The organism is Tamlana sedimenti, assembly GCF_038148895.1.
GTDB lineage: Bacteria > Bacteroidota > Bacteroidia > Flavobacteriales > Flavobacteriaceae > Tamlana.
Window position 1 is genome coordinate 643,856 of the sequence record NZ_JBBVGQ010000001.1, and the last position, 24,344, is coordinate 668,199.

Here is a 24,344-nt window from a genome sequence, read left to right on the forward strand (position 1 = left end):
CAAGTTGAAAAATTCAAGTCTAAACAAAACTTCTGAAAACCGTAAATCTTAATAATACCTCCAGTAACAGGAACAATCCTGCCAGTATTACCAAGGGGCGATACTTTTCATCGTAATTGTAAAATTTAAATTCTTCTATTTCTGTTTTTTCCAGTTTATTTATTTCGTCGTAAATCTCTTCAAGTTTCTTGTTATTGGTGGCCCTAAAATATCTGCCTCCCGTAACTTCGGCTATTTCCTCAAGTAAAGCTTCGTCTATTTCAACTTGGATACGCCCGTACTGAAAATTACCGTTTGGTAAAATGGCCACAGGTGATAAAGCCATTCCGTTTGTTCCCAAACCAATGGTGTAAACTTTTATTCCGTATTCTACAGCCAATTCACTAGCTATTTTTGGGTCGATAAAGCCTGAATTATTAACTCCATCCGTCAATAAAATAATGACTTTACTTGTTGCTTTACTATCCTTTAAACGGTTTACAGCCGTTGCCAATCCCATACCAATGGCAGTTCCTCCTTCAATAATGGTGTTGTACTTTATACTTTTCAAAGAATGCAAAACAATGGCTTTGTCACTCGTAATTGGTGTTTTGGTGTAGCTTTCTCCTGCGTATTCCACCAAACCAATCCTATCGTTAGGGCGACCTTTAATAAATTCTGCAGCTACTTTTTTGAGGGCTTCCAATCGGTTAGGCGACAAATCTTTTGCCAACATACTGGCCGATACGTCAATAGCCATAACGATATCAATACCGCGCGTAGTTTTTGTTTTTGTTGACACATCAACCGACTGTGGTCTTGCCAAAGCAGTAATCAATAAAGCCAAAGCCAATAGACGCAGTACGAATAACAAATGTCTTGATTTTGGTAGCCAAGAATTGGTGATTTTAAACCCCTTTAAGCTGGATATTTTAAGCTCGGCCGTTTGCCTTTTGTTTTTAAAAAGATACCATAGCACGGCCAGTGGCAGCAATAAAAACAACCAGAAAAACTCCTTATTTAAAAATTCTATGCCTTCAAACATTAGTTTTCTGCTTTTTTAAGTTCAATTGAGTTAAGGATGCGCTCTAAAATCTTTTCTGCATAAGTATCATTTTCCCTGTGGAAAATCATGACTTCTTGAACAACATTCTCGGCCGTAAAACCAAGGACAACATATTTTCCTTTTTCAAGTTTATCAGTTCCTAAAACTGGTGCATCCATTGTGCCATAAACTTTTAACCCTTCAGCTCCATTTGGTGTAACAAATTTTTCTCTTTTTGTAATGATATTCTGGGCCCCTGCATTTTCGAATAGGTTTAATTCACTATCAATGGCCTTTTCTATATCTATTTTATTTTCACCCAAATTTTTGATTTTAGTAGTAGCGACGCGTATTTGAAATCTATCAATCAAGCTTCCGTAGCCAAATTGGGTCATCTCTATTTGTTGCGCCATTTCCTCGGGTAATTCGGGTGTTGTACGCCTTAAAACTTTTGGCGTGCTGATGGTAATTGGCGGAAACCCATAAGCACTGGTTACCCAATCACCTTCAAGAAGTTCTTTACTGTCGTGGCCAATAATGGTATCCTTCACATAATCGAAACCATATTTAATCGAGAATCCTGTAATGGTTACCAGTAAGAGAAAAACGCTTATGGCAACAGTTATCCATACTTTTTTACGTTTCTTTTTTCGCTCTTGCTCTTCCCGATATTTGGCGTCGAGTAGCTTTTCTTCTTCGGTGGGCTCTGGCAAAGCTTCCTTAACATGATCTATTTCTATGTCGATAGTGTCTCTATCGATTTTGGCCAATTCAATATCTGGAGCAGATTTAGCAAACTTTACTAAATCGGCACGTTTTAAAATGTTTTCAAGGTTTTTAATATCATCTTTGCTCAAATCCACCTGATTACCTTCTTTAAGTAAAGTGAGTCGCTTAATCAACTCGTCTGTAGTACTCTCCAAAGCACGGTCATAAACCTTTTCATCTAAATATTTTCTGATGATAAACGTTAATTCAGAATAATAATCCTTCATGTTTTGATGCTCCAAATAATGGCTCTCATCAAGTTTTTTGAGGGCTAATTTTGCTCGGTCGTACGGCGGCAACAATGCTATTTGTTCCGCTTCAGTCAATGGTTTTTTGCGCCAAATGAACCAATACAGTAAAAATGAAATTGCTCCAATAATTAGAAAAGCTAGTAAAACATAAATCCACCAATTACTATGCGCTTTTTGAACGGCAATTATTGGTTTAATATCATATAGCCCTTTGGTGGTATCGATTTCAACATTTCTAACTTCAACCTGAATGGAATCGGTAAAAAATGTTTTATCACCAACAATAATTTTTTGTTGTGGAATAATGTACTTACCAGAATCGAACTGCGTTAGGCCGTACTTTTTTATTAAGTTGAATTTGTCTCTGTTCTTTAAGGTATCAACATCATAGGATTCAATCATTTCGAGAGGAGAAAAGGTTTGTCCCTCTGGAAAAACGACCAGTTTTGTTGAATCGGTTTCCACTTGAATATGGTAGGTTATCTGTTCGCCAATTTTAATGGAAGTTGAATCAATAGTTGATATCACTTGGGCAAAAGAGAACCAAGAAAAAAGAATCAAGAAAAAGGACAATGAAAGATCTCTTGATGGCCTCAATTTAAAATTAGTCATTCTTAATTCTTCAATAATCATTCTCTATCCTCTTCTTTTAAAATAGCCCAACAACTTTTTCACATAGCTTTCGTCCACGCGGCAATCAATAGCACCGGCTCCCGACTTGGTAAAACTTTCCTTGTAATAATCTACCTTTTCTCGGTAAAACTTTGCGTAATTGAGCCTTACTTTTTTTGATGAAGTATTTACCAGCATCATCTCTCCTGTTTCTTCATCTTGCATTTGCACCATGCCCAAATTTGGGATTTCTTCCTCACGTTTATCATAAACTCTAATACCCGTAACGTCATGCTTTCCAGCAACAATTTTCATGGTTTGGTTATAATCGTCCGCAATAAAATCGGAAAGCACAAAAACAATGGCTTTCTTTTTCATTACGTTTTGCATAAACTTTAAAGCTTCCGCAATATTGGTCTGTTTACTTTCGGGTTCAAATTCTATTAGTTCCCTGATTATTCGAAGCACATGTGAACGTCCTTTTTTTGGCGGAATGTATAATTCCACTTGGTCTGAAAAAAGAATCAACCCAATTTTATCATTATTCTGGGTTGCCGAAAACGCCAGTGTAGCGGCGATTTCTGTAATAACTTCATTTTTGAACTGCTCTGTGGTACCAAATAATTCTGAGCCCGAAACGTCTACCATGAGCATCATGGTTAGCTCGCGCTCTTCCTCAAAGACTTTTACAAAAGGCTCATTGTACCTTGCCGTTACGTTCCAATCAATACTTCTAACATCATCACCAAATTGATATTGACGCACCTCACTAAATGTCATACCACGACCTTTGAAGGTAGAATGGTATTCACCGCCAAAAATGTGATCAGACAAACGGCGTGTCTTGATCTCAATCTTACGTACTTTTTTTAGTAACTCTTTGGTATCCATTATTTGATTTACGATTGTAGATTTTTGATTTACGAATTCTAAGGTTGAAGAAATCACAAATCCTCATTCGTCATTCTAAAATCTGAAATCTTAAGGCACTTCTATTTCGTTCACTATTTTATTGATGATGTCTTCGGAAGTTACGTTTTCAGCCTCGGCTTCATAAGTAATTCCTATTCGGTGTCTTAAAACATCATAAACAACTGCCCGAACATCTTCAGGAATCACATAACCGCGACGTTTGATAAACGCATAGCATTTTGCCGCATTGGCCAAATTGATGCTTCCACGCGGTGATGCACCAAAAGATATTAATGGTTTTAAACTGGTAAGTCTGTATTTTTCAGGATATCTGGTAGCAAAAATGATATCCAATATATATTTCTCAATTTTTTCGTCCATATAAACCTCACGAACAGCTTTTTGGGCATTTAAAATTTGCTCCAAAGAAACCACAGGATTTACCTTATCCCAAGCACCTTTTAAATTGGCGCGCATGATAAGTTGTTCTTCGTCAATTTTTGGATAATCAATAACCGTTTTCAGCATAAAACGGTCTACCTGTGCTTCAGGCAACGGATAAGTTCCTTCTTGTTCCACTGGGTTTTGGGTAGCCATTACCAAAAATGGCCTGTCCAACTTGAATGTATCATCACCAATAGTCACTTGCTTTTCTTGCATGGCTTCAAGTAGCGCTGCCTGTACTTTTGCAGGCGCCCTGTTAATCTCATCGGCCAAAACAAAATTGGCAAAAATAGGCCCTTTTTTGATGGAAAAATCATTAACCTTCATGTTGTAGATTAAGGTTCCAGTAACATCGGCTGGCAATAAGTCTGGCGTAAACTGAATTCTACTAAAGCTACCATGAACCGCTTGTGCCAAGGTATTTATGGCTAAGGTCTTTGCTAGTCCAGGAACACCTTCAAGGAGTATATGTCCTTGCCCAAGAAGGCCAATTAATAAACGTTCAACCATATGCTTCTGCCCTACAATGACTTTGTTCATTTCCAGCATCAATAAATCAACAAAAGCACTTTCTTTTTCAATTTTTTCGTTAATCGACTTAATATCAATTGTACCTGTTTCTTCCATCATGTTTAAAATTTTAAAAGCCCGAATATACAGTCCTTATTTGAGCAATGCAAATTGTTAAAATTTTTATTGGGAACCTGTTAAAAATTGGTTAAAAAAGCCTCGCAAGCACCGTTAATTATTGGTTAAAACAAAAAGGCAGCACCAAATATGGCGCTGCCTTTTATTCTTTTATTTTTAGATGAATTATTCCGCTACTAGCGTAATATCATCCACTATAGTTTCTGCATTTGGTGTTACAGTAATGTTAATTTCTTGGGAAACGTAGCCTTCGGCACTTACAGTAAGTGTATAATCTCCGGCTGGAACTTCCTCTAAAAGGAATACTCCTGTTTCATCAGTTTCATCGGTTACAGGGTTTCCATCAACCATTATTGAAGCAGTGGCTAAAACACCTTCCGGCAATTCAAGCACTTTTCCAGTGATTGAACTAGGCTTAAAAGGTAGTTCAATTGGTTCAGAAATTATTGTGGTCTCACCATTTGTTACGGACACGGCTTCGGCAATTCCATTTGCATAATCGGATGCTTCATCAACCGGTTCAACAATTACATCATACGTTCCACCTGGCACGCCCCATAAAGCAAAAGCTCCAGTTTCATCAGTATAAGCAGAAATTATAATATCATCCTCTGGGTCGTCATTCCCCATATCATCAACAATAACATAAGCCATTGCTGGAACATCTTGAGGACTAACACTTCCTTCTATAATGCCTGAATTAGCTTCGGTACTCACGTAAAGCACAGGTTTTAAAATGATATTGCCTGAATTTCCAGCAATAACAATAGATTTTTCAACATCAAAATCTAAAATAAAATCATAGGCATAACCTGGCTCAATAACCGAGTTTACCTTCAATTTCAAACCAGATTGCTGTGCACTTGGCGTTTTTAAATCGAATTCTTCATCAACTTCTTGGTCGTTTTCAATAACAATTGTATTTCCATCACCCAACACCAATCGCATTTGTGATAATGTTCCGGCAGGGATAGGAAACTTATCAACAAGTACTTTGGTAATACCGCCCGTAAAATCTAGAAGATTTACGGTTTCGTTTTGCGCATCGAGAGACATCCAACCATTTTCATTGTCGCTATCATCATCCATTTTAATCATGACATCGACAACCTCAACGTTAACCGCTTTAAATTCACCAGGAGCATCAACAAGCTTCACAGTAATTGTTGGTTGAACACCACTGGTTGCCATTTCATCATTTTTATTTTCACACCCCAAAAAGGATATCAGTAAAATTGAAAATAAAGTGATTTTTAAATTTTTAATCATATTCATTGCATGCAGTTTTTTATTCGACTTATAGGTATATACGGCATTTTTGGGGCGTTTAGATTATTCGCAAACCCAACATTTATGTAAGCAACTGATGCCCAATTGCATAACAATGTTATAATTTTAAATTTGAATTAAGTATTTTTATAGTTGAAAAACAAAACTTTCTGGATAAACGCCCTTTGCCCTGCTATTATGATTAACAAACGCCTACTTATAAAGCACCTTTTGGCCCATAACGACGAGAATAGTTTTTATGACAAAAAGCGGAAAATAGATATAACCCACAAGGAAGGGAAGGCCAAATTTTTAAAGCACATTTGTGCGCTCTCCAACAGTAACCCAAAAAACAACTCATATATAGTCATTGGGGTTGAAGACGCAGACAATAATATTGTTGGTGTCGACTTTTTTGACGACAGTAAAATACAAAACCTCATTAATGCCTATTTAACCAATCCGCCTCTTGTTCAATACGAAAACATTCCTTTTCCTCATTTGCCGGACGATAAGGTTGTGGGGTTAGTTACCATTCGTTCCTCTGAAAAAATAACATCTCTTAGAAAAAACATTTGGAAATACTATGGTGGCTCAGTTTTTTTTAGAGATGGTAGCATGAGCATGCCCAAAATTTTTGATGTTGAGATAAAAGATGTGAACTCAAAAATTGTTGAGGCTATCGAAAAAAATGCCCAAAACAATATAGAGCATACCCTTGATGGTGTGTTTCACTTTATGAACAAACGAAAAGATTATAACGCCCAGTATAAAGTTTTTAAAGAGTATTTTGTAATGTGTTGGGCTGGGCAAAAAAAAACGGTGAAAGACGAAGTGTTTTATTCTCGGGTTGATATTGAACTCGTTAACGAACAGGTACGTCTGTTCTTTTCAGCGCTGGATGAAGTTTCAATTGATTTTGATGAGGACAATTTTAAAATTATTGAATATGTGAAACTGGGGCTTCAAGACCGCTACCATTATTATCCTTTGGAAAAGACCGTTATTCAATTTGAAGACAACGCACAATATAATATTGATACCAAACTATTGTTTGAGGCTCCACAATATGACAAAAAAGTGCTGCACCACATTTACAACACCAACAATAGCATTTTAGAGAAACTTAAAAAAGAACTAACGCTTACACCAAGGGAAGAAATAGACCTAAAAAACCTTCCATCAACATACCTAATATGTTATTTAAACTTGTTCCATGAGGCTTTGAACAAACTTAATGAAGCAAAGCCTTATCTAAAATCGCATAGCGACGAACTGTATAACCTTTATAAAGAAGCCCTTAGAATTTTGAGGAAGGTAAAATATAATTAACATTTGTTAATAAATTTAACCTTAGGTTAACTTTAAAATTTTTCTGTTTGCTCAAAAGTTGTAATTTTGCACTGCTATTAATCTTTTTATCAAACCTTGTGCTCCAAATCGAATAGAAAAAAGAGTCAAGGTTTTTTTGTTGAATTTATCTTTGGTGAGATTTTATAAATCAAACTTAATACCTTGTGCCAAAGGTAGCTCGGTTGTATAGTTGATGGTGTTGGTTTGACGCCGCATATAAATCTTCCAAGCATCACTGCCACTTTCTCGGCCACCGCCAGTTTCCTTTTCCCCACCAAAGGCTCCGCCAATTTCAGCCCCGGAAGTACCAATATTTACATTGGCAATACCGCAATCTGACCCAGCAACCGATAAAAATTGTTCGGCTTCGCGCAGATTATTAGTCATGATGGCCGAACTCAATCCTTGAACCACATTGTTCTGAATATCAATAGCATTTTCAACATCACCTGAATATTTCAAAAGATACAAAACGGGCGCGAACGTTTCGTGCTGAACGATTTCAAACTCGGGTTTAGCCTCTGCAATAGCAGGTTTGACATAACATCCGCTTTCATACCCTTCACCAGAAAGCGCTCCCCCTTTAACAATTAAATTTCCTCCCTCCGCTACAACTTTTTTCAAAGCGCATTGATATAGCCTTACTGCATCTTTATCGATTAATGGACCAACATGGTTATTTTCATCCAACGGATTCCCAATGCGCAATTGTTTGTAGGCATCAACAATGGCCTGTTTCACTTTGTCATAAATACTTTCGTGAATAATTAACCGACGGGTACTAGTACAACGCTGTCCTGCAGTGCCAACGGCACCAAAAACTGCACCAATAACAGTCATTTTAATATCGGCATCTGGGGTTACGATAATCGCGTTATTTCCTCCTAATTCCAATAGACTCTTACCCAAACGTGAAGCGACTTCTTGAGCCACAATTTTCCCCATTCTTATGGAACCAGTTGCCGAAATTAATGGAATTCTGGAATCCTTCGTCATAAATTCCCCAACTTTATAATCGCCGTTAATTAAACATGAAATGCCTTCAGGCAAGTTGTTTTCAGCAAAAACTTTGGCAGCAATATTTTGGCAAGCAATGCCACAAAGCGGTACTTTTTCACTTGGTTTCCAAACGGTAACATCGCCACAAACCCATGCCAAAGCCGTATTCCAAGACCAAACGGCCACCGGAAAATTAAACGCCGAAATGATGCCCACAACACCCAACGGATGATATTGCTCGTACATACGGTGTCCTGGGCGTTCGCTGTGCATAGTCAGCCCGTGCAACTGACGGGACAAGCCAACGGCAAAATCACAAATATCAATCATTTCCTGAACCTCGCCCAAACCTTCTTGATAGGATTTGCCCATTTCAAAGGATACCAATTTGCCTAAAGCTTCCTTTTTCTCCCGAAGTTTTTCACCAAATTGTCTTACAATTTCGCCACGTTGAGGTGCTGGAACTTTTCTCCATATTTTAAAAGCTTTTGTTGCAACATCCATTACAGTTTCAAAATCTTCCTTTGTAGTGGTTTTCACCTTTGCAATTAAGTTTCCATCAACCGGGGAAACGGATTCAATAATACCTCCATTCGAGAAGTAATTTGAACCTGTAGACGTTCCCTCATTTATTGCTTTTATCCCTAACGTTTGTAATGCTTTATCTATGCCAAAATCAGTCGCTACTGCTTTCATAAATTATTGATTTTTCATTAATTTTAAAATTTTTTACGAATATACTAATAAAAAGTTGTTTTTATTAAAGTTCATCAACGCCAAATCAATTAACTTTAGAGGCAATAAACCGAAATCAATTTATGCAAAAGGTCATTTTTCTATTATTTATTTTTTTAACAATCACTTCTTGCAAAAAGAAAGTAGAAAATGTTGTTAAAGCACCCAATCAAAAAGCAGAATTTTCGATTGTAATTCATGGCGGCGCCGGCACTATTTTAAGAGAACATATGTCGCAAGAGAATGAGGCTATTTACAAATCGAAATTGGAAGAAGCTATTCGAGTTGGTTACAATATTCTAAAAAATGGTGGAAGCAGTATTGATGCCGTTGAAAAAACCATTAATGTATTGGAAGATTCACCCTTATTTAATGCCGGGAAAGGGGCTGTATTTACAAACGCCGAAACCAACGAACACGATGCTTCCATTATGGACGGAAAAACGTTGAACGCAGGTGCTTCGGCCGGAACAAAAACAGTAAAAAACCCCATAAGTTTGGCCAGAACTATTATGGAACATTCACCTCATGTCATGTTTTCTGGAAGTGGCGCCGAACAATTTGCTGAAGAGCAAGGTTTAACTATTGTTGACCCTAAATATTTTTACACCGAAAAAAGCTTTAATGCGCTTCAACGTGCAAAACAGGCTCAAGTAAACACCTATTATAACACTAATATAAATGACAGCAAATTTGGTACTGTTGGCTGTGTAGCGTTGGATAAACTGGGAAATTTGGCTGCGGGAACTTCAACGGGTGGCATGACCAACAAACGTTGGGGACGCATAGGCGATTCACCTATTATCGGAGCGGGAACTTATGCAAATAATAACACTTGCGCCGTTTCGTCTACAGGTTGGGGCGAGTATCTTATTCGTGCGATGGTAGCCCACGATATTTCTGCTTTAATGGAGTACAAAAATTTATCGTTGGCCGAAGCTGCAAAAGAAGTGATTCAAAATAAATTACCTAGTATTGATGATGGTCAAGGTGATGGAGGCGTAATTGCCATAGACAAACTTGGAAATATGGTAATGGAGTTTAATACTGCTGGCATGTTCAGAGCAACTATGAACGATAAAGGTGATTTATATATTGGGATGTTTACAGATTAAACGATTTTAAGAACAAATTAACAAAACGTTGCCGTCTAAACTTAAAAAGTTCAACGTACATTTATTAACGAGAAACCGCCTACACTAACTCATCAGTTCATTTTCAATTTAATTCATCAATCTATGTCATTCAAAAAATGCCTCGTTTTAGCATTCGTCGTTTCGTTAGTCTTTTCCTGTAAAAAGAAAGTAGTAGAAACCGATAATATTTTTAAATTTAAAGAATACATCAGCTATACCACGGCTGGTTGGGTTTCGGTTGCAGAACCTATTCAAGTTAATTTGGCAAAAGAGGTTAATGAGTGGAAAATGGGCGATGTAGTTAATTATGATGTTGTAAAAATTACACCTCATGTTCAGGGAAAATTATCAGTAGCCAATGCGCACACCTTAATTTTTACGCCCGATGAAGATTTAGAACCTGGCACTGAGTACACTGTTGATGTTAAGCTCGATGACATTTACAAAACTGTTGAAAAGGGCTATGAAACCTACACCTTTCAGTTTAAAACCATAACCCCAGGTTTCACCATTGTTACCAATAATTTGCAGTCTTACAGCAAAAATTGGCAGTACGTAACGGCGGTTATGCGTTCTTCGGATGTGATATCTTTGGAAAACGCCAAAAAATTGGTTGAAGCGTCACAAGATGAAAAAAAACTATCCATAGTTTTTAACGAATACAATGAAAAAGCTAAAATTTTCGAATTCAAAATTGACAGCATTAACCGGAAAATTGACGACAGCCAAATTACCGTAAAATGGAACGGAAAACCTATAAAAGCTGAAAATGAAGGCGAAAGCACCATCAACATTCCAGGCATAAACAACTTTACCATTGTTAATGTTGACGTTATTCAATCGCCAGAACAACACCTGTCTATCAACTTTTCCGATGCTTTGAAAAAACAACAAAATTTTGATGGTTTGGTAACAATTCAAAAGGTTAAAAATCCAAAATATATTGTTGACGGCAATGTCTTAAAAGTGTACCCAGACTCTAAACTAGTGGGCAATATTCAGGTTGATATATTTCAAGGCATCACCAATTCCGAAGGTTATAAACTAAAAAAACCATTTAATGAAACTATTGCTTTTGAAGAACTAAAACCGCAAGTTCGTCTCATTGGAAATGGCTCCATTTTACCAAATTCTCAAGACTTAAAGTTCAATTTTGAAGCCGTAAATCTCAAAGCCGTTGATGTTAGAATCATCAAGATTTTTGAAGACAACATACTTCAATTTTTACAGGACGGAAATCTGAACAATAACAACGCTTACGATATCAGAAAAGTAGGCCGCCGTATTGCAAAACAAACCATTCAACTTCAAAACGAAGCCGAAAATACAGGTAAATGGAAAGCCTACAGCATCGATTTATCTAAATTTTTCCAAGCTGATGCCGGTGCTATTTATCGTGTGGAAGTGAGTTACAATAAAAACTATTCGCTTTACAACTGTGCTGAAAATGCAACCAACAATACTTCGGAAGAAGACGAAGACTACGATTATTACAAGGAAGATTATTATGAAGGCGATTACACCGAAACCTCCACCGAAGACGAAGATTTAAGGGAAGAAGAATATTGGGACAACCTGACGTACCGTTACAAAAACTACAGCTACAATTGGCGTGAAGAGGACAATCCTTGCCACGATGCGTATTATAACGAACGTAAAATCGTTTCCCAAAATTTAATCGCCTCAAACCTTGGCGTTATTGCAAAACAAGGTAACAACGGTTCGTATTATTTTGCGGTTACAGATATTTTAACCACAAACCCCGAGCCCAATGCAACGGTAAAACTTTATAATTTTCAGCAACAGGAATTGGCCAGCAGAAATACCGATAACGACGGTTTAACTTTATTTGATTCAGGAAAAAATGCCGCCTTTGCCATCGTTTCAAAAGACAATAATGCCACTTACGTAAAATTGGCCGAAGCCAACTCACTGTCCTTGAGCAAATTTGATGTTTCGGGCAACAAAACACAACGCGGCCTTAAAGGTTACATCTACGGCGAGCGTGGTGTTTGGCGACCTGGAGACACTTTGCATCTTACTTTTATGCTCAATGATTTTGCAAATCCGTTGCCCAAAGGCCATCCCATAAAAATGGAAATTACAGACCCCAATGGTAAATTGGTTTACAAAAACGTATCTGCCAATAATCTTAACAACTTTTACAAATTCACTGTACCAACAGCCACAGAAGACAAAACAGGAAATTACAACGCAAAAGTTTCGGTTGGTGGCGCCACCTTCTACAAAGGCCTAAAAATTGAAACGGTTAAGCCCAACCGCCTTAAAATTAAAGTAGATTTTAAAGACGAGGTGTTGACCAATAAAGCCCCTTTAAGTGGAACGTTGGTGGTAAATTGGCTTCACGGAACGCCCGGAAAAAACTTGAAAGCTGAAGTAAAGGCGAAATTCAGCACTACATATTCAGGGTTTGAAAACTTTAAGGATTACACCTTTATTGACCCTACAAGAACCTACAACACCGAAGAAATTAATGTATTTGAAGGCAACGTAGATGAAAACGGAATGGCCAACATCAATACAAAACTATCTGTTGGTAAAAATGCTCCAGGCATGTTGAATGTGCAGTTTTTGTTACGTGCATTTGAAAATGGTGGTGACTTCTCCATGGATGCCTTAACCAAAAAATATGCGCCTTACGATACTTTTGTTGGGTTGAAATCCCCAAAAGGAAATGATTATGGCTCTTTGTTCACAGATGAAAACCAAACCTTTGATGTGGTTACCGTTGATGTCTTTGGAAAGCCCATAAAGCGTAACAACCTAGAGGTTAAAGTGTATAAAATTGAATGGCGTTGGTGGTGGAATTCCTCTTACGACAACCTATCCAGTTACGTATCCAGCACTTACCACAGGCCGTTTTTAGACACCAAAGTTTCTACTGATGCCAACGGAAAAGGAAGCTTCAATTTAAAAATTCCAAACCATGAACGTGGCAGATATTTAATCAGGGTTGTAGACCCAACAAGCGGTCATGCTACGGGAAAAACAGCCTATTTCTATAAAAATTGGTACACGCCAGCAGGTGATAAAGAAGCCGCCAAAATGTTGGTATTTTCTGCTGACAAAGAACAATATAATGTAGGTGAAACCGCTAAAATAAAATTCCAATCGGGCAGCGAAGGTCGTGCTTTGGTAAGCATTGAAAATGGTAGCGAAGTGCTGGATTACAAATGGGTTAAAACCACCAAAGGTGAAACCAGTGTGGGCATTCCGATAACCTCTGTAATGGCACCAAATGTGTTCATTAATATTTCATTGTTGCAACCGCATGCGGTTACAGAAAACGATTTGCCCATTCGCTTGTATGGCGTTATCCCCATCCTGGTTGAAGACCCCAATACCAAGCTACATCCAGAACTAAAAATGCCCGATGTATTAAAACCAGAACAAACCTTTGAGGTACAGGTTTCCGAAAAAAACAATAAACCCATGACCTATACCATCGCTGTGGTTGAGGAAGGTTTACTCGATTTAACCCGATTTAAAACCCCAAATGCTTGGGACGAATTTTACAAACGTGAAGCTTTGGGCGTAAAAACCTGGGATGTATTTGACGATGTTATCGGCGCTTATTCAGGCAGCATAGACCAAGTGTTTGCCATTGGTGGTGATGGCAGTGCTTTGGCAGGGAAAAACAAAAAGGCCAACCGATTTAAACCCGTTGTTACCTATTTGGGACCGTTTACTTTAGACGCAGGAAAAACCGTTACCCATAGCATAAAAATGCCCAATTATATTGGCGCGGTGCGTACCATGGTTGTGGCTGGAAATGTCAAAACCCAAGCCTATGGAAGTACCGATAAATCGGTTCAGGTTAAAAAGCCTTTGATGGTCTTGGCATCGCTTCCGCGGAAATTAAGCCCGGGTGAAAAAGTAACGCTACCCGTTACCGTTTTTGCTATGGAGCCTAAAGTGAAAAATGTGAACATCAGCTTAAAATTGAGTAATGGTATTTCAGTGGTTGGCGAAAGCAACAAAGCCCTAACCTTTGACAAACCCGATGAGCAAATGGCGTATTTTGAATTGGATGTTAGCAAAGCAAAAGGCATCAATACCGTTGAAGTCATTGCCTATGGGAATGGTGAAAAATCGACTTATAAAGTGGAGTTGGACGTTGTAAACCCAAACCCGATAACTTCAAAATCCATAGATAAAACGCTTACTGAAAATGCTTCCGAAACCATTGAATTCTCAACTTTTGGAGTTTCTGGAACCAATACCGCAACCATAGAATTTTCAACCTTGCCACCCATGGATTTTTCACGAAGGTTACAATACCTAATTCAATATCCGCATGGATGTGTAGAACAAACCACATCAAGTGTATTTCCGCAGTTGTTTTTGAGTGATATTTTTGATTTAAATTCAGATAAAAAACAACAGATTCAGTCTAATATTGAAGATGGCATCAAACACTTGGCTCATTTTCAGCAACCCAATGGAGGTTTGAGTTATTGGATGGGGCAAAGTTCAGCCAATGATTGGGGTACCAGTTACGCAGGTCATTTTATGCTTGAAGCTGAAAAGAAAGGATTTGTGCTTCCATTAACATTTAAAAGTAACTGGATAGCCTACCAAAAACAAGCTGCTAGAGATTGGCGACCAAGCTATAGAGCTTATAATTCTGACTTGGCACAAGCTTACAGACTGTACACTTTGGCTTTGGCTGGAAAACCCGATTTGGCAGCGATGAATAGATTACGAGAGTTTTCAGAAATTTCCAACGAAGCCAAATGGCGATTGGCAGCTGCCTATGCTTTGGTGGGTCAAAAGGAAGCTAGTGATGCTATTTCCAAAACCGCGAACATCAATTTTCAGCCTTCAAACTATAGCTATTACACTTATGGCTCGGTTGACAGAAATCGTGCTATGGCATTAGAAACCATGGTACTCACTAAAAATACCAAGCTGCGCGAACTAGCCAAATACATTGCTAAAGATTTATCGAGCAATCGTTGGATGAGCACTCAAACCACAGCCTACAGTCTATTGGCTATGGCAAAAATGGTTCAGGCCAATGGTGGCAAAGCTTTAAAAGTAGATTATTCTATTAACGGAAAACAAGAAACCATTGATACTAAAAACGCCATTGCTCAACGCAATATAAATATTATAGATGGCAATAATTCCATTTCAATAAAAAATGCTAACGGTAATCTGGTTTATGTGCGCGTTTTAAATTCTGGAAAACTACCAATTGGTGAAGAAATAAATGAGCAGCGTGGTTTAAGTGTTTCTGTTAGTTATACTGACCTAAAAGGCAATGAGATAAATGCCTCCAAATTGCAGCAAGGTCAGGACTTTGTTGCCAAAGTAACTGTAAGTAATCTAAAAGACGAACCCGCAAAAGATGTGGCTTTAACACAAATTTTTCCATCGGGCTGGGAAATCGTAAATACCCGATTCACCAATTTTGGCAACACCATTGTAAGTCTAGCAGATTATACCGATATTAGGGACGACAGAGTAAACTTTTATTTTGATTTACCAGCAAAAGGAAAGCACAGTACAAAAACCTTTAATGTGATGCTGAATGCCTCGTATTTGGGAACATATTATTTATATGGTGTACAGGCTGAAGCCATGTACGACAACGATTATTTTGTTAGAACCAAAGGACAATGGATAACTGTTGAAAACTAACTATATGAAAGCCAAAGAAATACTGAAACAATCGGGGCATCGCCCTTTTGAATTCCCAGAAAACTCGTGGAAGTTTTATCAGGAATGGAACAAAACCATTTTTCTACATTGGGAAGTCAATCCTGATTTGGTGAAACCGCATCTTCCAAAAGGTATGGAACTCGACACCATTGATGGAAAAACATGGGTTAGCTTGGTGGCTTTCGATATGAACCACATTGGCATTCGAAGCATACTTAAAATTCCACGTGTTTCAGATTTTCATGAAATCAACTTGCGTATTTACGTGATTTATAAAGGAAAACCTGGTGTTTATTTCTTGAGTATGGAAGGCAGTAAACGCTCCTCCTGTAAAGTTTTAAGAACCTTATCTAAATTTCCATATCGTTTTTCAAAAATGAAAAGAACAGACTTTAGCTACGCATCGAAAAACACAGAATTTGACGATTCCTTTCATGCAGAATTTGAATTGGGGAACCCCTTAGAAACCAAAAATAAAACCGATAATTGGCTAACCGAACGCTATGTGGTTTTTCAAGATTACAGTAAGAACATTGCAGAATATAACGTGCATCATTTGGAGTGGCCTTTGCAAGATATCAATCTAAAAAAATTGGAAGTTAATTATCCTAGATTTAGCGATTTAATCAATAACAAGCCCGATAAAATTCATTACTCTCATGGGGTACAGGTTTTGGCATGGAATAAAATAAGACACAGAACATGAGTGAGCCTTTTGAGTCATATTACGCCGTAATTTTCACTTCAACTCAAAAAGAAAACATTGAAGGTTATCCTGAAATGGCAGACAAAATGGAAGCTCTGGCGAGACAACAATCTGGCTTTCTGGGCATGCACAGCGCAAGAAATCAGGTTGGTATCACCATAAGTTATTGGAAGAACTTAGAAGCTATAAAAAACTGGAAGCAACAATGCGACCATGTAATTGCTCAACAGAAAGGTCGAAAAGATTGGTACAGCTGGTATAGCGTTAAAGTTTGTAAAGTAGAACGGGAGTATGAGTTTTCCTTGTGAACAAAATAATAGCCTACATAAAACGCAACAAAATAAAATCGGCAATCATTTTTGTGCTTTTAATTGCCTATTATTTTTGCCTGCCAAATCAACTATTTAAAGTACCTACTGCAACAGTTATTACAAGTGCCAATAACCAATTGCTTGGTGCCCAAATTGCTGACGATGGCCAATGGCGATTTCCGCAAAACGATAGTGTTCCCGAGAAATTTAAAACTTGTATCATTCAATTTGAGGATGCTTATTTTTATAAACATCCTGGTTTTAATCCTATTTCTATTTTCAAGGCCTTACGCGACAATTTAAAATCTGGAGGCGTAAAACGTGGCGGAAGCACCTTAACACAGCAAGTTATTCGCCTATCCAGACAAAACCAAAAACGCACCTATTTTGAAAAACTCATTGAGCTTATTTTAGCAACCCGTTTGGAGTTTCGTGCAAGTAAATCTCAAATCTTGGCTTACTATGCCAGTAACGCCCCTTTTGGTGGCAATGTGGTTGGATTGGATGCTGCTTCATGGCGATATTTTAATAGGAATGCAAACCAATTATCTTGGGCAGAAAGTGCTACTTTAGCTGTTTTGCCCAATGCCCCAAGACTTATTTACCCTGGGAAAAATCATGAAATATTACTTAAAAAGCGAAATGCACTGCTTCAAAAACTGCTTCAAAATGATTTAATAGATACTTTAACTTATAATCTTTCCAATGCTGAACCCCTACCCCAAAAACCTTATCCGTTACCTCAAATTGCACCCCATTTATTACAAAAAATAGCACAAACCCATCGAGGAAAGCACATTCAAACCACCATTAAAAAACCGTTACAAGAACGTGTAAACCATATTGTAAAAACACATTACAATCAATTAAGCCAAAATGAAATTTATAATACGGCGGTTTTAATTTTAGATGTAAAAACCAGAAAAGTTTTGACTTACGTGGGCAACACGCCAACCGATAAAACGCACCAAAAAGATGTGGATATTATTGATAAACCCCGAAGCACAGGCAGTATTTTAAAGCCCTTTCTGTACGCTGCCATGTTGGATGCTGGCGACATGCTGCCCAACACTTTGGTTGCCGATGTGCCAACGCAATTCGGAAATTACAATCCTGAAAACTACAGTAAAACCTATGATGGCGCTGTTCCCGCAAGTTGGGCGCTATCGCGGTCGTTAAATGTGCCTTCGGTAAGAATGCTTCAAGAGTTTGGGTTGGATAGGTTTCATCATTATTTAAAGACATTAAATCTTAAAGACTTAAAATACAATGCTAATCACTATGGCTTATCGCTTATTTTGGGCGGAGCCGAAAGTAATTTGTGGGATTTATGCAAAAGTTATGCAGCGCTTTCTTCAACTTTAAATCATTTTTCTGAAACCTCAAGTGAATATTTTTCGAATGAATTTTGCGAACCTACTTTTTTGGCTTCGGAAACTATAGACTTTGGAAAAAAGACTTCGGATAAAGTCCTTTTTGATGCCGCTTCCATCTATCTAACTTATGAAAGTTTGAAAGAAGTAAACAGGCCTGAAGGTGAGGAAAGCTGGGAATTTTTTGATGGTTCAAAACAAATTGCATGGAAAACGGGCACCAGTTTTGGCTTTCGCGACGCTTGGGCTATCGGCACGACCAAAGATTATGTAGTTGGTGTTTGGGTTGGAAATGCCGATGGTGAAGGCAGACCAGGTTTGGTAGGCGTACAAACTGCTGCGCCTATTTTATTTGATGTGTTCGATATTTTACCAAATAGCGAGTGGTTTTCCAAACCTTATGATGAAATGCAAGAGGCATCTATTTGTAAAAAAAGTGGTTATAGAGCATCACCAAATTGTGATGATGTTGAAGAAAAATTCATTCAAATGAGCGGATTGAAAACAAAACCTTGCCCCTACCATGTTCTGGTGCATTTAGATAAAACTGAAATGTATCAGGTCAACTCTTCGTGTGAAAACATTTCAAATATCACGAATAAAAATTGGTTTGTTTTGCCGCCATTAATGGCCTATTATTACAAAACCAAAAATCCGTTTTACAAACCATTGCCAAAATTTAGAAGCGATTGTTTGGGCGATAATGCTATTACCATGGAATTTATCTACCCCAAAGAAAACAACACCGTTTTTTTACCAAAGGATTTTGACGGAACAACAAACGATTTAGTACTGAAAATAGCCCATTCGAAACCCGACAGCACTGTATTTTGGTATGTTGATGAAACTTATATATCGAACACCAAAGACATTCACGAATTGGCCATTATTCCCACTAAAGGGAAACACTTAATTACTGCGGTTGATGAATTTGGAAATGAAACCAAGCGTTGGATTGAAATATCTGAGTAAGCCTATTTCCTAACAACTGTTTTTACCATACTATGATCTGACTTAAAAGTGCCTATTTTTTCAGTCTTAAGAATTTTTAAATCCTTTGACACCCAAATATGATCCAATGACAATAAGGGCAAATTCCAGAACCAAGTTTCTCTAAAACCATTTCCTTTTTTATTAAAGGCGTGGTTAAAATTAACTTTCAAACTATCTAAATATTTAGATTCATAAGGCACGTTAAAATCCCCTAAAATAATGGTGTTTGGTTCATTTTTTATTTGGTTATTTACAAACTCAAATTCCCAAGACCTTGGCACATCGCTACTGCCTTGAACATCGATGGCACAAATATTTTTTCCCATTGTTTTAAAAAATAAAATATAGGTGCGAAATCTAGAAGATTCCTCCTTTAGATCTTCTATTGGATTTTTGGAAAAAACCATCAAATCTTCTTTTGACTTGTAAAAATAATAATCAGGATAAGATTTTTTTAAAGCTGAAAGATCAAGACTACTGGATTCAGATAAAACCATCACGTCAGGGATACCACCATTAAGATTAAAAGCTTCTGAGAAACCATTTTCTCGTGAGGCATTCCAAAAAACAATTTCAACATCAGCGTCATTAATTTTATCCGGAAAATGAATTTTAAAACTTCTGCCTAACCAAATGACAAGTAATACAACCGCCAAAATAAGATTGTATTTTCTGAGCTTAACTAAAAAACTGGATAATAATAAAACAATAAAAATAATTACCGGAAGGGGAAGAATGTAAAAATAAAGAGAACTCCAATAGCTATCTTCTTGAACAACAAAATGGATGCCTAATAATAGAAGTATTACTAGAATATTAAAAATAAAGTAAATGCCTTTTATGATTTTTTTCAGCATCTATCTTAAGGGAAAACCTTTTGCCGCCCACCAAGGGTGTATTTCAATTTCTAAACGGCCGGCTTTTACCATAGGGTCGGCATTCGCCAAACTATCGGCCATTTTTAAAGTGGGCACATTGTAAATGGTGATTCCTCGAATATCGCCATCATCACCAAAAGGCCCTGATATATCAGCGTAACCCAACTCGTACATTTTGCCTAAATGAGCTAGGTGCTCCTTTTGTAAATCTGCTGTTTCCTCTTCATTTTGGCCTCTTATAGGTCCTGTTTTTAAAAAGGCCATAAAGTACTGTTGCATCAAAATAGTATCTTTAGTTTCTTCATCGACATAATCGAACGTTTTAAAACCTTTAGCAGTAAGCTCTTCTTTTATTTGCTTTACAGTTTTAATTTGTCCTTTTACCTCTTTGGCTTCCGAAACTATAGAATCTTTTAAAGTTTCGATAAGTTCTGTACCCTCATCTATATTATCTAAATTTGTTTCTTTTGGCTCACCCTTGCATGATAAAACCACGAGTGCTGCAATAAAAAGGGTTGTTATTTTTTTCATCTGTATATGCTTATATTTCACCAAGATTTAAAAGGTTTTTTGCTTAGCTGGGAATTGTAATACTTCAAATTACCCGTTACTTCTTCACCCAACCAATCAGGTTTTTCAAAAATTTCGTTTTTTCCGGAAAGCTCAATTTCGGCCATTACCAAACCTTCATTCTCACCAAAAAACTCGTCTATCTCAAAAATATGGTTTTTAACCTTTACTTCATAGCGTATTTTATCAATGATGCCTGGTTCGCAAAGATTTAACAGTTCTTTAGCATCTTCGGCGGTTATTTGCGTTTCCCATTCAAAACGTGTTAATCCATCTTTGGACGACTCACCTTTCACCGTCAAAAAACCTGAATCACCCTTTATTCTTACCCTAACAGTACGTTCTTTGTGCGTATTCAAAAAACCTTGAATAAGCTTTGTTTTGCTAAATGCTTCGGATTTATAGGCATCTGAAATTACTAAGAATTTACGTTCAATTTCTGTCATTAGTTATGTTTATTTATTTTTCTAATCCTGCTGGGAAGGTAAACCATTAAATGGCTTTTAATGCCTAAATTTACATTATGTCTTTTGATTTACCAATCCGAAAAATTATTCATGTTGATATGGATGCTTTTTATGCGTCTGTGGAACAAATGGATAATCCTGAGCTTAAGGGCAAACCCATTGCCGTTGGTGGCGACGGTAAGCGCGGTGTGGTTAGTGCCGCCAGTTACGAAGCCAGAAAATTTGGTGTAAAAAGTGCCATGGCTGGAAACTTAGCCGCTAAACTATGCTCGGATTTGATTTTTGTAAAACCCCGTTTTGACAGGTATACTGAAATTTCGAAAAAAATTAGGGTTATTTTTTACGATTATACCGATTTAGTTGAACCTTTGTCACTTGATGAAGCATATTTAGATGTTACCGAAAATAAAAAGGGCAACCCAAGTGCCTCACTCATTGCTCAGGAGATAAGAGAACGTATTTTAACAGAAATTGGCTTAACGGCATCTGCTGGCATTTCCATAAATAAGTTTATTGCTAAAATTGCTAGTGATTATAACAAACCCGACGGGCAAAAAACCGTTAAGCCCGAAGAGGTCATCGAGTTTTTAGAGCAATTGGATATCAGAAAATTTTATGGCGTTGGTAAAGTTACCGCCGAAAAAATGTATCAAAAAGGCATTTTTACCGGAATGGATTTAAAGCAAAAATCACTAGAATACCTTGATGAAAATTTTGGTAAATCTGGTAGATATTACTACCATGTTGTGCGGGGTATTCATAACAGTGAAGTAAAACCAAATCGCATAAGGAAAAGTCTGGCTGCCGAACGTACTTTTAGTGAAAATCTTTCAAGCGAGGTGTTCATGCTTAAAAAACTAGAACATATAGCCGAAGAAGTATCAAGAAGGTTGAACAAAAGCAAGGTTTCTGGAAAAACAGTGACCCTGAAAATAAAATATAGTGATTTTACATTACAAACACGGAGCAAAACCTTGCCCTATTTCATTAATGATAAAAGCATTATTTTAGAAACAGCAAAAGAATTACTCTATCAAGACAAGCTCAATAATTCCGTACGTTTATTGGGTATTAGCATTTCAAATTTAAACACAGAAACTAAAAAGATTCAAGAAAAAACAAAAGCAGTGAGTGTGCAATTGAAGTTTGAATTTTAATAGGTTTTTACAAACAACGCTTGGTTTCATTTTGGATCAAACTTTTATAGGCATTAATCAATTTTCTATTCTGAAGTAGATGTAATATCGCAGCCAAAAAAACAAAAATTCGATTTAGTTTCTTAAAAAAAATATGTACGTTTGCAGCACCAATAAAACAAAAGGATATGTCGTTTGCAGATTTATTTGATAGCGGATTTAAACAGCGTAATGTAGACCATTTTGCTGCTATTGTTCGTGTTGCCATGGATGATGGAATTATTACTCCTGAAGAACAAGCATTTTTGGACCGATTAGCACGCAATCTAGGTATTACCGAAGGGGATTATAAACAAATCTTGAAGGATTACAAATCACACCCTATTAACCCTCCGGTATCGTACGACAGACGTTTAGAGCGTTTATATGATTTGGTACGTATGGTACATGTTGACCAAATTAAGGGTGACCCTGAGCACAAACTTTTAAATAAAATAGGAGTTGGTTTAGGTTTTCATGCTGTTAACGTAAAATACATTGTTGATAAAGCTTTAACTTTAGTACATAACGGAGTAGACTTAGATACTTTTGTTGACCAAATAAAGAACATGAACAAATAAAACAAATTAAACTTTAATAAATACAAGCGCTCAAGAAATTGGGCGCTTTTTTTATGACATTTTTGAACATTAAAAAAGGATAATGCCAACAGTAAACATTATCCTTTCTTACAACAGATAGTAAACTACCTTGAATTAGCCCACAAATTGTTCAAAAGAAAAAATCAATAATATAGAAACAATCTTGGGGTGATTTAAATCTCGATTATCGAGTAAATTAGCTAAACTCTTCCACATTTTTGATTAGTTGCGTTGATTATTGAATTATAAACATCAACACTTAAAAATTGTGGCGTATAAGTGTCACCTAAATTTTCAATTCCTTTTAGAAAGGCCCTTAAATGATTAGTAGACCCGCATTTTAAATTTTCAAAAACAGCTATTAAACTGGTGTTTGAAGTCGCATCTATGTACTCTTGTAAATCTACAATATCTAAATCTTCAATAGTCGCTCCAATCTGTAGAGCATCGGCGGCACTTTTTGAACCATCGCTGATAAATTGGTCATAAAAATCTTGTAAAGTCTTATCGGTAAATTGACCTGCTGGTAATATTTTATAGTCTATACCATATTGCACCAAGAGGCTTTCAACAGCATCCATATGCGATTGTTCACTATTCTTTATATTGGCAAACTGGTTAATAGACCATAAATTGTCTAAAAACACATAAGTATCCCTAGCCAATTTTTCTTCCTCAAGCATAAAAAGCAATGCCTCTTTGTCAGAATCGTTTAACTCTTGTGCGTTAAGGTTATCGTTAAGCTCATTAATACTGTTTTCATTAAGCTCATTAATACTGTCCTCTTCATTACATGCATATAAAAAAGAGAATGAAAGGGCAAGTATAATGGCCGTAATTACGGAGTTTAAATGTTTCGTTTTCATCTTTTTCTTATTTTAAATTTTATCTAAAATTAGAGAATAAAAACAATCTATTGGGCTACTTAAGTTACACATGAAAACATCTTGTTTTATGTGATAAATGTCACCTAAAATAATGGTAATTGTCTTAATTTTGCATCCGTGAAAAACTGGGCTAACCTAATTGTATTTTTGTTAAGCACACTTATGCTGTACAACAGCTTAAAGGTTTCTGCCACTTATGCCTACTATAGCTTAGACCCAGTGGGTTTTATTGAAAAGCTTTGCGAAAATAAAGATAAACCCGAAATGCAATGTAATGGTCAGTGCCATCTGAAAAAAGTAGCCCAATCGTCAAATGAAAAAAGCAGCGAGCCCACCAAACTTATAAATTTTGATGAGCTTTTACTTTTTAAACATGAGCTTTTTAACTATAACTTAACCCCTGAGTTTTTCACCCAAACGAAACGTATTATTTCTTATCTAAATTTATACAGTTTTAGCTTTAAAACGTTTTGTTTTCATCCTCCTCAGTCATAGGTCATTTTCTAGATAAATCAATCTTTTTTGTGTTTTAAACACTGAAAA

Annotated in this window: 19 protein-coding genes; 9 read left to right on the forward strand and 10 right to left on the reverse strand. The window is 36.9% G+C overall.

Going from position 1 to position 24,344, the window contains the following annotated elements; all coding sequences use genetic code 11:
• Positions 1-19 precede the first annotated feature (19 nt).
• The 5 genes from WJN01_RS02820 to WJN01_RS02840 form a co-directional block, all read right to left on the reverse strand.
• A complete protein-coding gene (locus WJN01_RS02820) occupies positions 20-1,024 on the reverse strand; it encodes a vWA domain-containing protein (protein WP_445195641.1) in 1,005 nt (334 codons plus the stop codon).
• Positions 1,024-2,676 (reverse strand): hypothetical protein, encoded by a 1,653-nt coding sequence (locus WJN01_RS02825; RefSeq protein WP_445195642.1) that lies wholly within the window; start codon positions 2,674-2,676, stop codon positions 1,024-1,026. Before WJN01_RS02825 ends, WJN01_RS02820 begins: the two co-directional genes overlap by 1 nt.
• A 3-nt stretch (positions 2,677-2,679) precedes the next feature.
• On the reverse strand, positions 2,680-3,546 hold the full coding sequence (locus WJN01_RS02830) for a DUF58 domain-containing protein (protein WP_445195643.1): 867 nt from the start codon (positions 3,544-3,546) through the stop codon (positions 2,680-2,682).
• Between the two features lie 90 nt (positions 3,547-3,636).
• A complete protein-coding gene (locus WJN01_RS02835; protein WP_370478065.1) occupies positions 3,637-4,638 on the reverse strand; it encodes an AAA family ATPase in 1,002 nt (333 codons plus the stop codon).
• Between the two features lie 186 nt (positions 4,639-4,824).
• Positions 4,825-5,934: a DUF4382 domain-containing protein gene (locus WJN01_RS02840; RefSeq protein WP_445195644.1), complete on the reverse strand. Its 1,110-nt coding sequence runs from the start codon at positions 5,932-5,934 to the stop codon at positions 4,825-4,827.
• Between the two features lie 192 nt (positions 5,935-6,126).
• On the opposite strand from WJN01_RS02840, the gene WJN01_RS02845 reads away from it, so the two are divergent.
• A complete protein-coding gene (locus tag WJN01_RS02845) occupies positions 6,127-7,260 on the forward strand; it encodes an ATP-binding protein (protein WP_445196289.1) in 1,134 nt (377 codons plus the stop codon).
• Positions 7,261-7,422: 162 nt separating this feature from the next.
• On the opposite strand, the gene amaB is transcribed toward WJN01_RS02845, so the two are convergent.
• Positions 7,423-8,976, reverse strand: coding sequence for an L-piperidine-6-carboxylate dehydrogenase (gene amaB / locus WJN01_RS02850; protein ID WP_445195645.1), 1,554 nt, complete (start codon positions 8,974-8,976; stop codon positions 7,423-7,425).
• A 122-nt stretch (positions 8,977-9,098) separates the two neighbouring features.
• Between amaB and WJN01_RS02855 the strand changes: the two genes are divergently transcribed.
• The 5 genes from WJN01_RS02855 (at position 9,099) to pbpC (ending at position 19,201) form a co-directional block, all read left to right on the forward strand.
• Positions 9,099-10,130, forward strand: coding sequence for an isoaspartyl peptidase/L-asparaginase family protein (locus WJN01_RS02855; protein ID WP_445195646.1), 1,032 nt, complete (start codon positions 9,099-9,101; stop codon positions 10,128-10,130).
• 123 nt (positions 10,131-10,253) lie between these two features.
• On the forward strand, positions 10,254-15,818 hold the full coding sequence (locus tag WJN01_RS02860) for an alpha-2-macroglobulin family protein (protein WP_445195647.1): 5,565 nt from the start codon (positions 10,254-10,256) through the stop codon (positions 15,816-15,818).
• Positions 15,819-15,822: 4 nt separating this feature from the next.
• Complete coding sequence (locus tag WJN01_RS02865) at positions 15,823-16,545, forward strand: YqjF family protein (protein ID WP_445195648.1); 723 nt, start codon at positions 15,823-15,825, stop codon at positions 16,543-16,545.
• A complete protein-coding gene (locus WJN01_RS02870; RefSeq protein ID WP_445195649.1) occupies positions 16,542-16,853 on the forward strand; it encodes an antibiotic biosynthesis monooxygenase family protein in 312 nt (103 codons plus the stop codon). Before WJN01_RS02865 ends, WJN01_RS02870 begins: the two co-directional genes overlap by 4 nt.
• On the forward strand, positions 16,850-19,201 hold the full coding sequence (pbpC, locus tag WJN01_RS02875) for a penicillin-binding protein 1C (protein ID WP_445195650.1): 2,352 nt from the start codon (positions 16,850-16,852) through the stop codon (positions 19,199-19,201). Before WJN01_RS02870 ends, pbpC begins: the two co-directional genes overlap by 4 nt.
• 2 nt (positions 19,202-19,203) lie before the next feature.
• Here pbpC and WJN01_RS02880 read toward each other — a convergent pair whose 3' ends face one another.
• Genes WJN01_RS02880 through WJN01_RS02890 form a run of 3 tightly spaced genes read right to left on the reverse strand, consistent with a single transcriptional unit; the run spans position 19,204 to position 21,116 of the window.
• On the reverse strand, positions 19,204-20,079 hold the full coding sequence (locus WJN01_RS02880) for an endonuclease/exonuclease/phosphatase family protein (protein WP_445195651.1): 876 nt from the start codon (positions 20,077-20,079) through the stop codon (positions 19,204-19,206).
• Complete coding sequence (locus tag WJN01_RS02885; protein WP_445195652.1) at positions 20,080-20,631, reverse strand: YciI family protein; 552 nt, start codon at positions 20,629-20,631, stop codon at positions 20,080-20,082.
• Positions 20,632-20,648: 17 nt separating this feature from the next.
• A complete protein-coding gene (locus tag WJN01_RS02890; RefSeq protein WP_445195653.1) occupies positions 20,649-21,116 on the reverse strand; it encodes a CYTH domain-containing protein in 468 nt (155 codons plus the stop codon).
• 77 nt (positions 21,117-21,193) lie between these two features.
• Here WJN01_RS02890 and dinB point away from each other — a divergent pair, with 77 nt between their 5' ends.
• Entirely contained in the window at positions 21,194-22,294 is a 1,101-nt protein-coding gene (gene dinB / locus WJN01_RS02895) for a DNA polymerase IV (protein ID WP_445195654.1), read from the forward strand.
• 167 nt (positions 22,295-22,461) lie between these two features.
• Positions 22,462-22,893, forward strand: a complete 432-nt coding sequence (locus WJN01_RS02900) for a TerB family tellurite resistance protein (protein ID WP_445195655.1) — start codon at positions 22,462-22,464, stop codon at positions 22,891-22,893.
• Between the two features lie 221 nt (positions 22,894-23,114).
• Here the strand turns inward: WJN01_RS02900 and WJN01_RS02905 are convergent, their stop codons facing one another.
• Positions 23,115-23,780, reverse strand: a complete 666-nt coding sequence (locus WJN01_RS02905) for a DUF2202 domain-containing protein (RefSeq protein ID WP_445195656.1) — start codon at positions 23,778-23,780, stop codon at positions 23,115-23,117.
• A 138-nt stretch (positions 23,781-23,918) separates the two neighbouring features.
• Between WJN01_RS02905 and WJN01_RS02910 the strand changes: the two genes are divergently transcribed.
• A complete protein-coding gene (locus WJN01_RS02910; protein WP_445195657.1) occupies positions 23,919-24,296 on the forward strand; it encodes a hypothetical protein in 378 nt (125 codons plus the stop codon).
• Positions 24,297-24,344: the final 48 nt, after the last annotated feature.

What these genes read in the sequence shown, in the direction of transcription:
- WJN01_RS02855 (WP_445195646.1), top strand. Translation starts at nt 9,099, where the DNA reads ATGCAAAAGGTCATTTTTCTATTATTTATTTTTTTAACAATCACTTCT.
- WJN01_RS02905 (WP_445195656.1), bottom strand. Translation starts at nt 23,780, where the DNA reads ATGAAAACGAAACATTTAAACTCCGTAATTACGGCCATTATACTTGCC.
- WJN01_RS02845 (WP_445196289.1), top strand. Translation starts at nt 6,127, where the DNA reads ATGATTAACAAACGCCTACTTATAAAGCACCTTTTGGCCCATAACGAC.
- WJN01_RS02880 (WP_445195651.1), bottom strand. Translation starts at nt 20,079, where the DNA reads ATGCTGAAAAAAATCATAAAAGGCATTTACTTTATTTTTAATATTCTA.
- WJN01_RS02835 (WP_370478065.1), bottom strand. Translation starts at nt 4,638, where the DNA reads ATGGAAGAAACAGGTACAATTGATATTAAGTCGATTAACGAAAAAATT.
- dinB (WP_445195654.1), top strand. Translation starts at nt 21,194, where the DNA reads ATGTCTTTTGATTTACCAATCCGAAAAATTATTCATGTTGATATGGAT.
- WJN01_RS02900 (WP_445195655.1), top strand. Translation starts at nt 22,462, where the DNA reads ATGTCGTTTGCAGATTTATTTGATAGCGGATTTAAACAGCGTAATGTA.
- WJN01_RS02865 (WP_445195648.1), top strand. Translation starts at nt 15,823, where the DNA reads ATGAAAGCCAAAGAAATACTGAAACAATCGGGGCATCGCCCTTTTGAA.
- WJN01_RS02820 (WP_445195641.1), bottom strand. Translation starts at nt 1,024, where the DNA reads ATGTTTGAAGGCATAGAATTTTTAAATAAGGAGTTTTTCTGGTTGTTT.
- WJN01_RS02870 (WP_445195649.1), top strand. Translation starts at nt 16,542, where the DNA reads ATGAGTGAGCCTTTTGAGTCATATTACGCCGTAATTTTCACTTCAACT.
- amaB (WP_445195645.1), bottom strand. Translation starts at nt 8,976, where the DNA reads ATGAAAGCAGTAGCGACTGATTTTGGCATAGATAAAGCATTACAAACG.
- WJN01_RS02860 (WP_445195647.1), top strand. Translation starts at nt 10,254, where the DNA reads ATGTCATTCAAAAAATGCCTCGTTTTAGCATTCGTCGTTTCGTTAGTC.
- WJN01_RS02885 (WP_445195652.1), bottom strand. Translation starts at nt 20,631, where the DNA reads ATGAAAAAAATAACAACCCTTTTTATTGCAGCACTCGTGGTTTTATCA.
- WJN01_RS02825 (WP_445195642.1), bottom strand. Translation starts at nt 2,676, where the DNA reads ATGATTATTGAAGAATTAAGAATGACTAATTTTAAATTGAGGCCATCA.
- WJN01_RS02890 (WP_445195653.1), bottom strand. Translation starts at nt 21,116, where the DNA reads ATGACAGAAATTGAACGTAAATTCTTAGTAATTTCAGATGCCTATAAA.
- WJN01_RS02830 (WP_445195643.1), bottom strand. Translation starts at nt 3,546, where the DNA reads ATGGATACCAAAGAGTTACTAAAAAAAGTACGTAAGATTGAGATCAAG.
- WJN01_RS02840 (WP_445195644.1), bottom strand. Translation starts at nt 5,934, where the DNA reads ATGAATATGATTAAAAATTTAAAAATCACTTTATTTTCAATTTTACTG.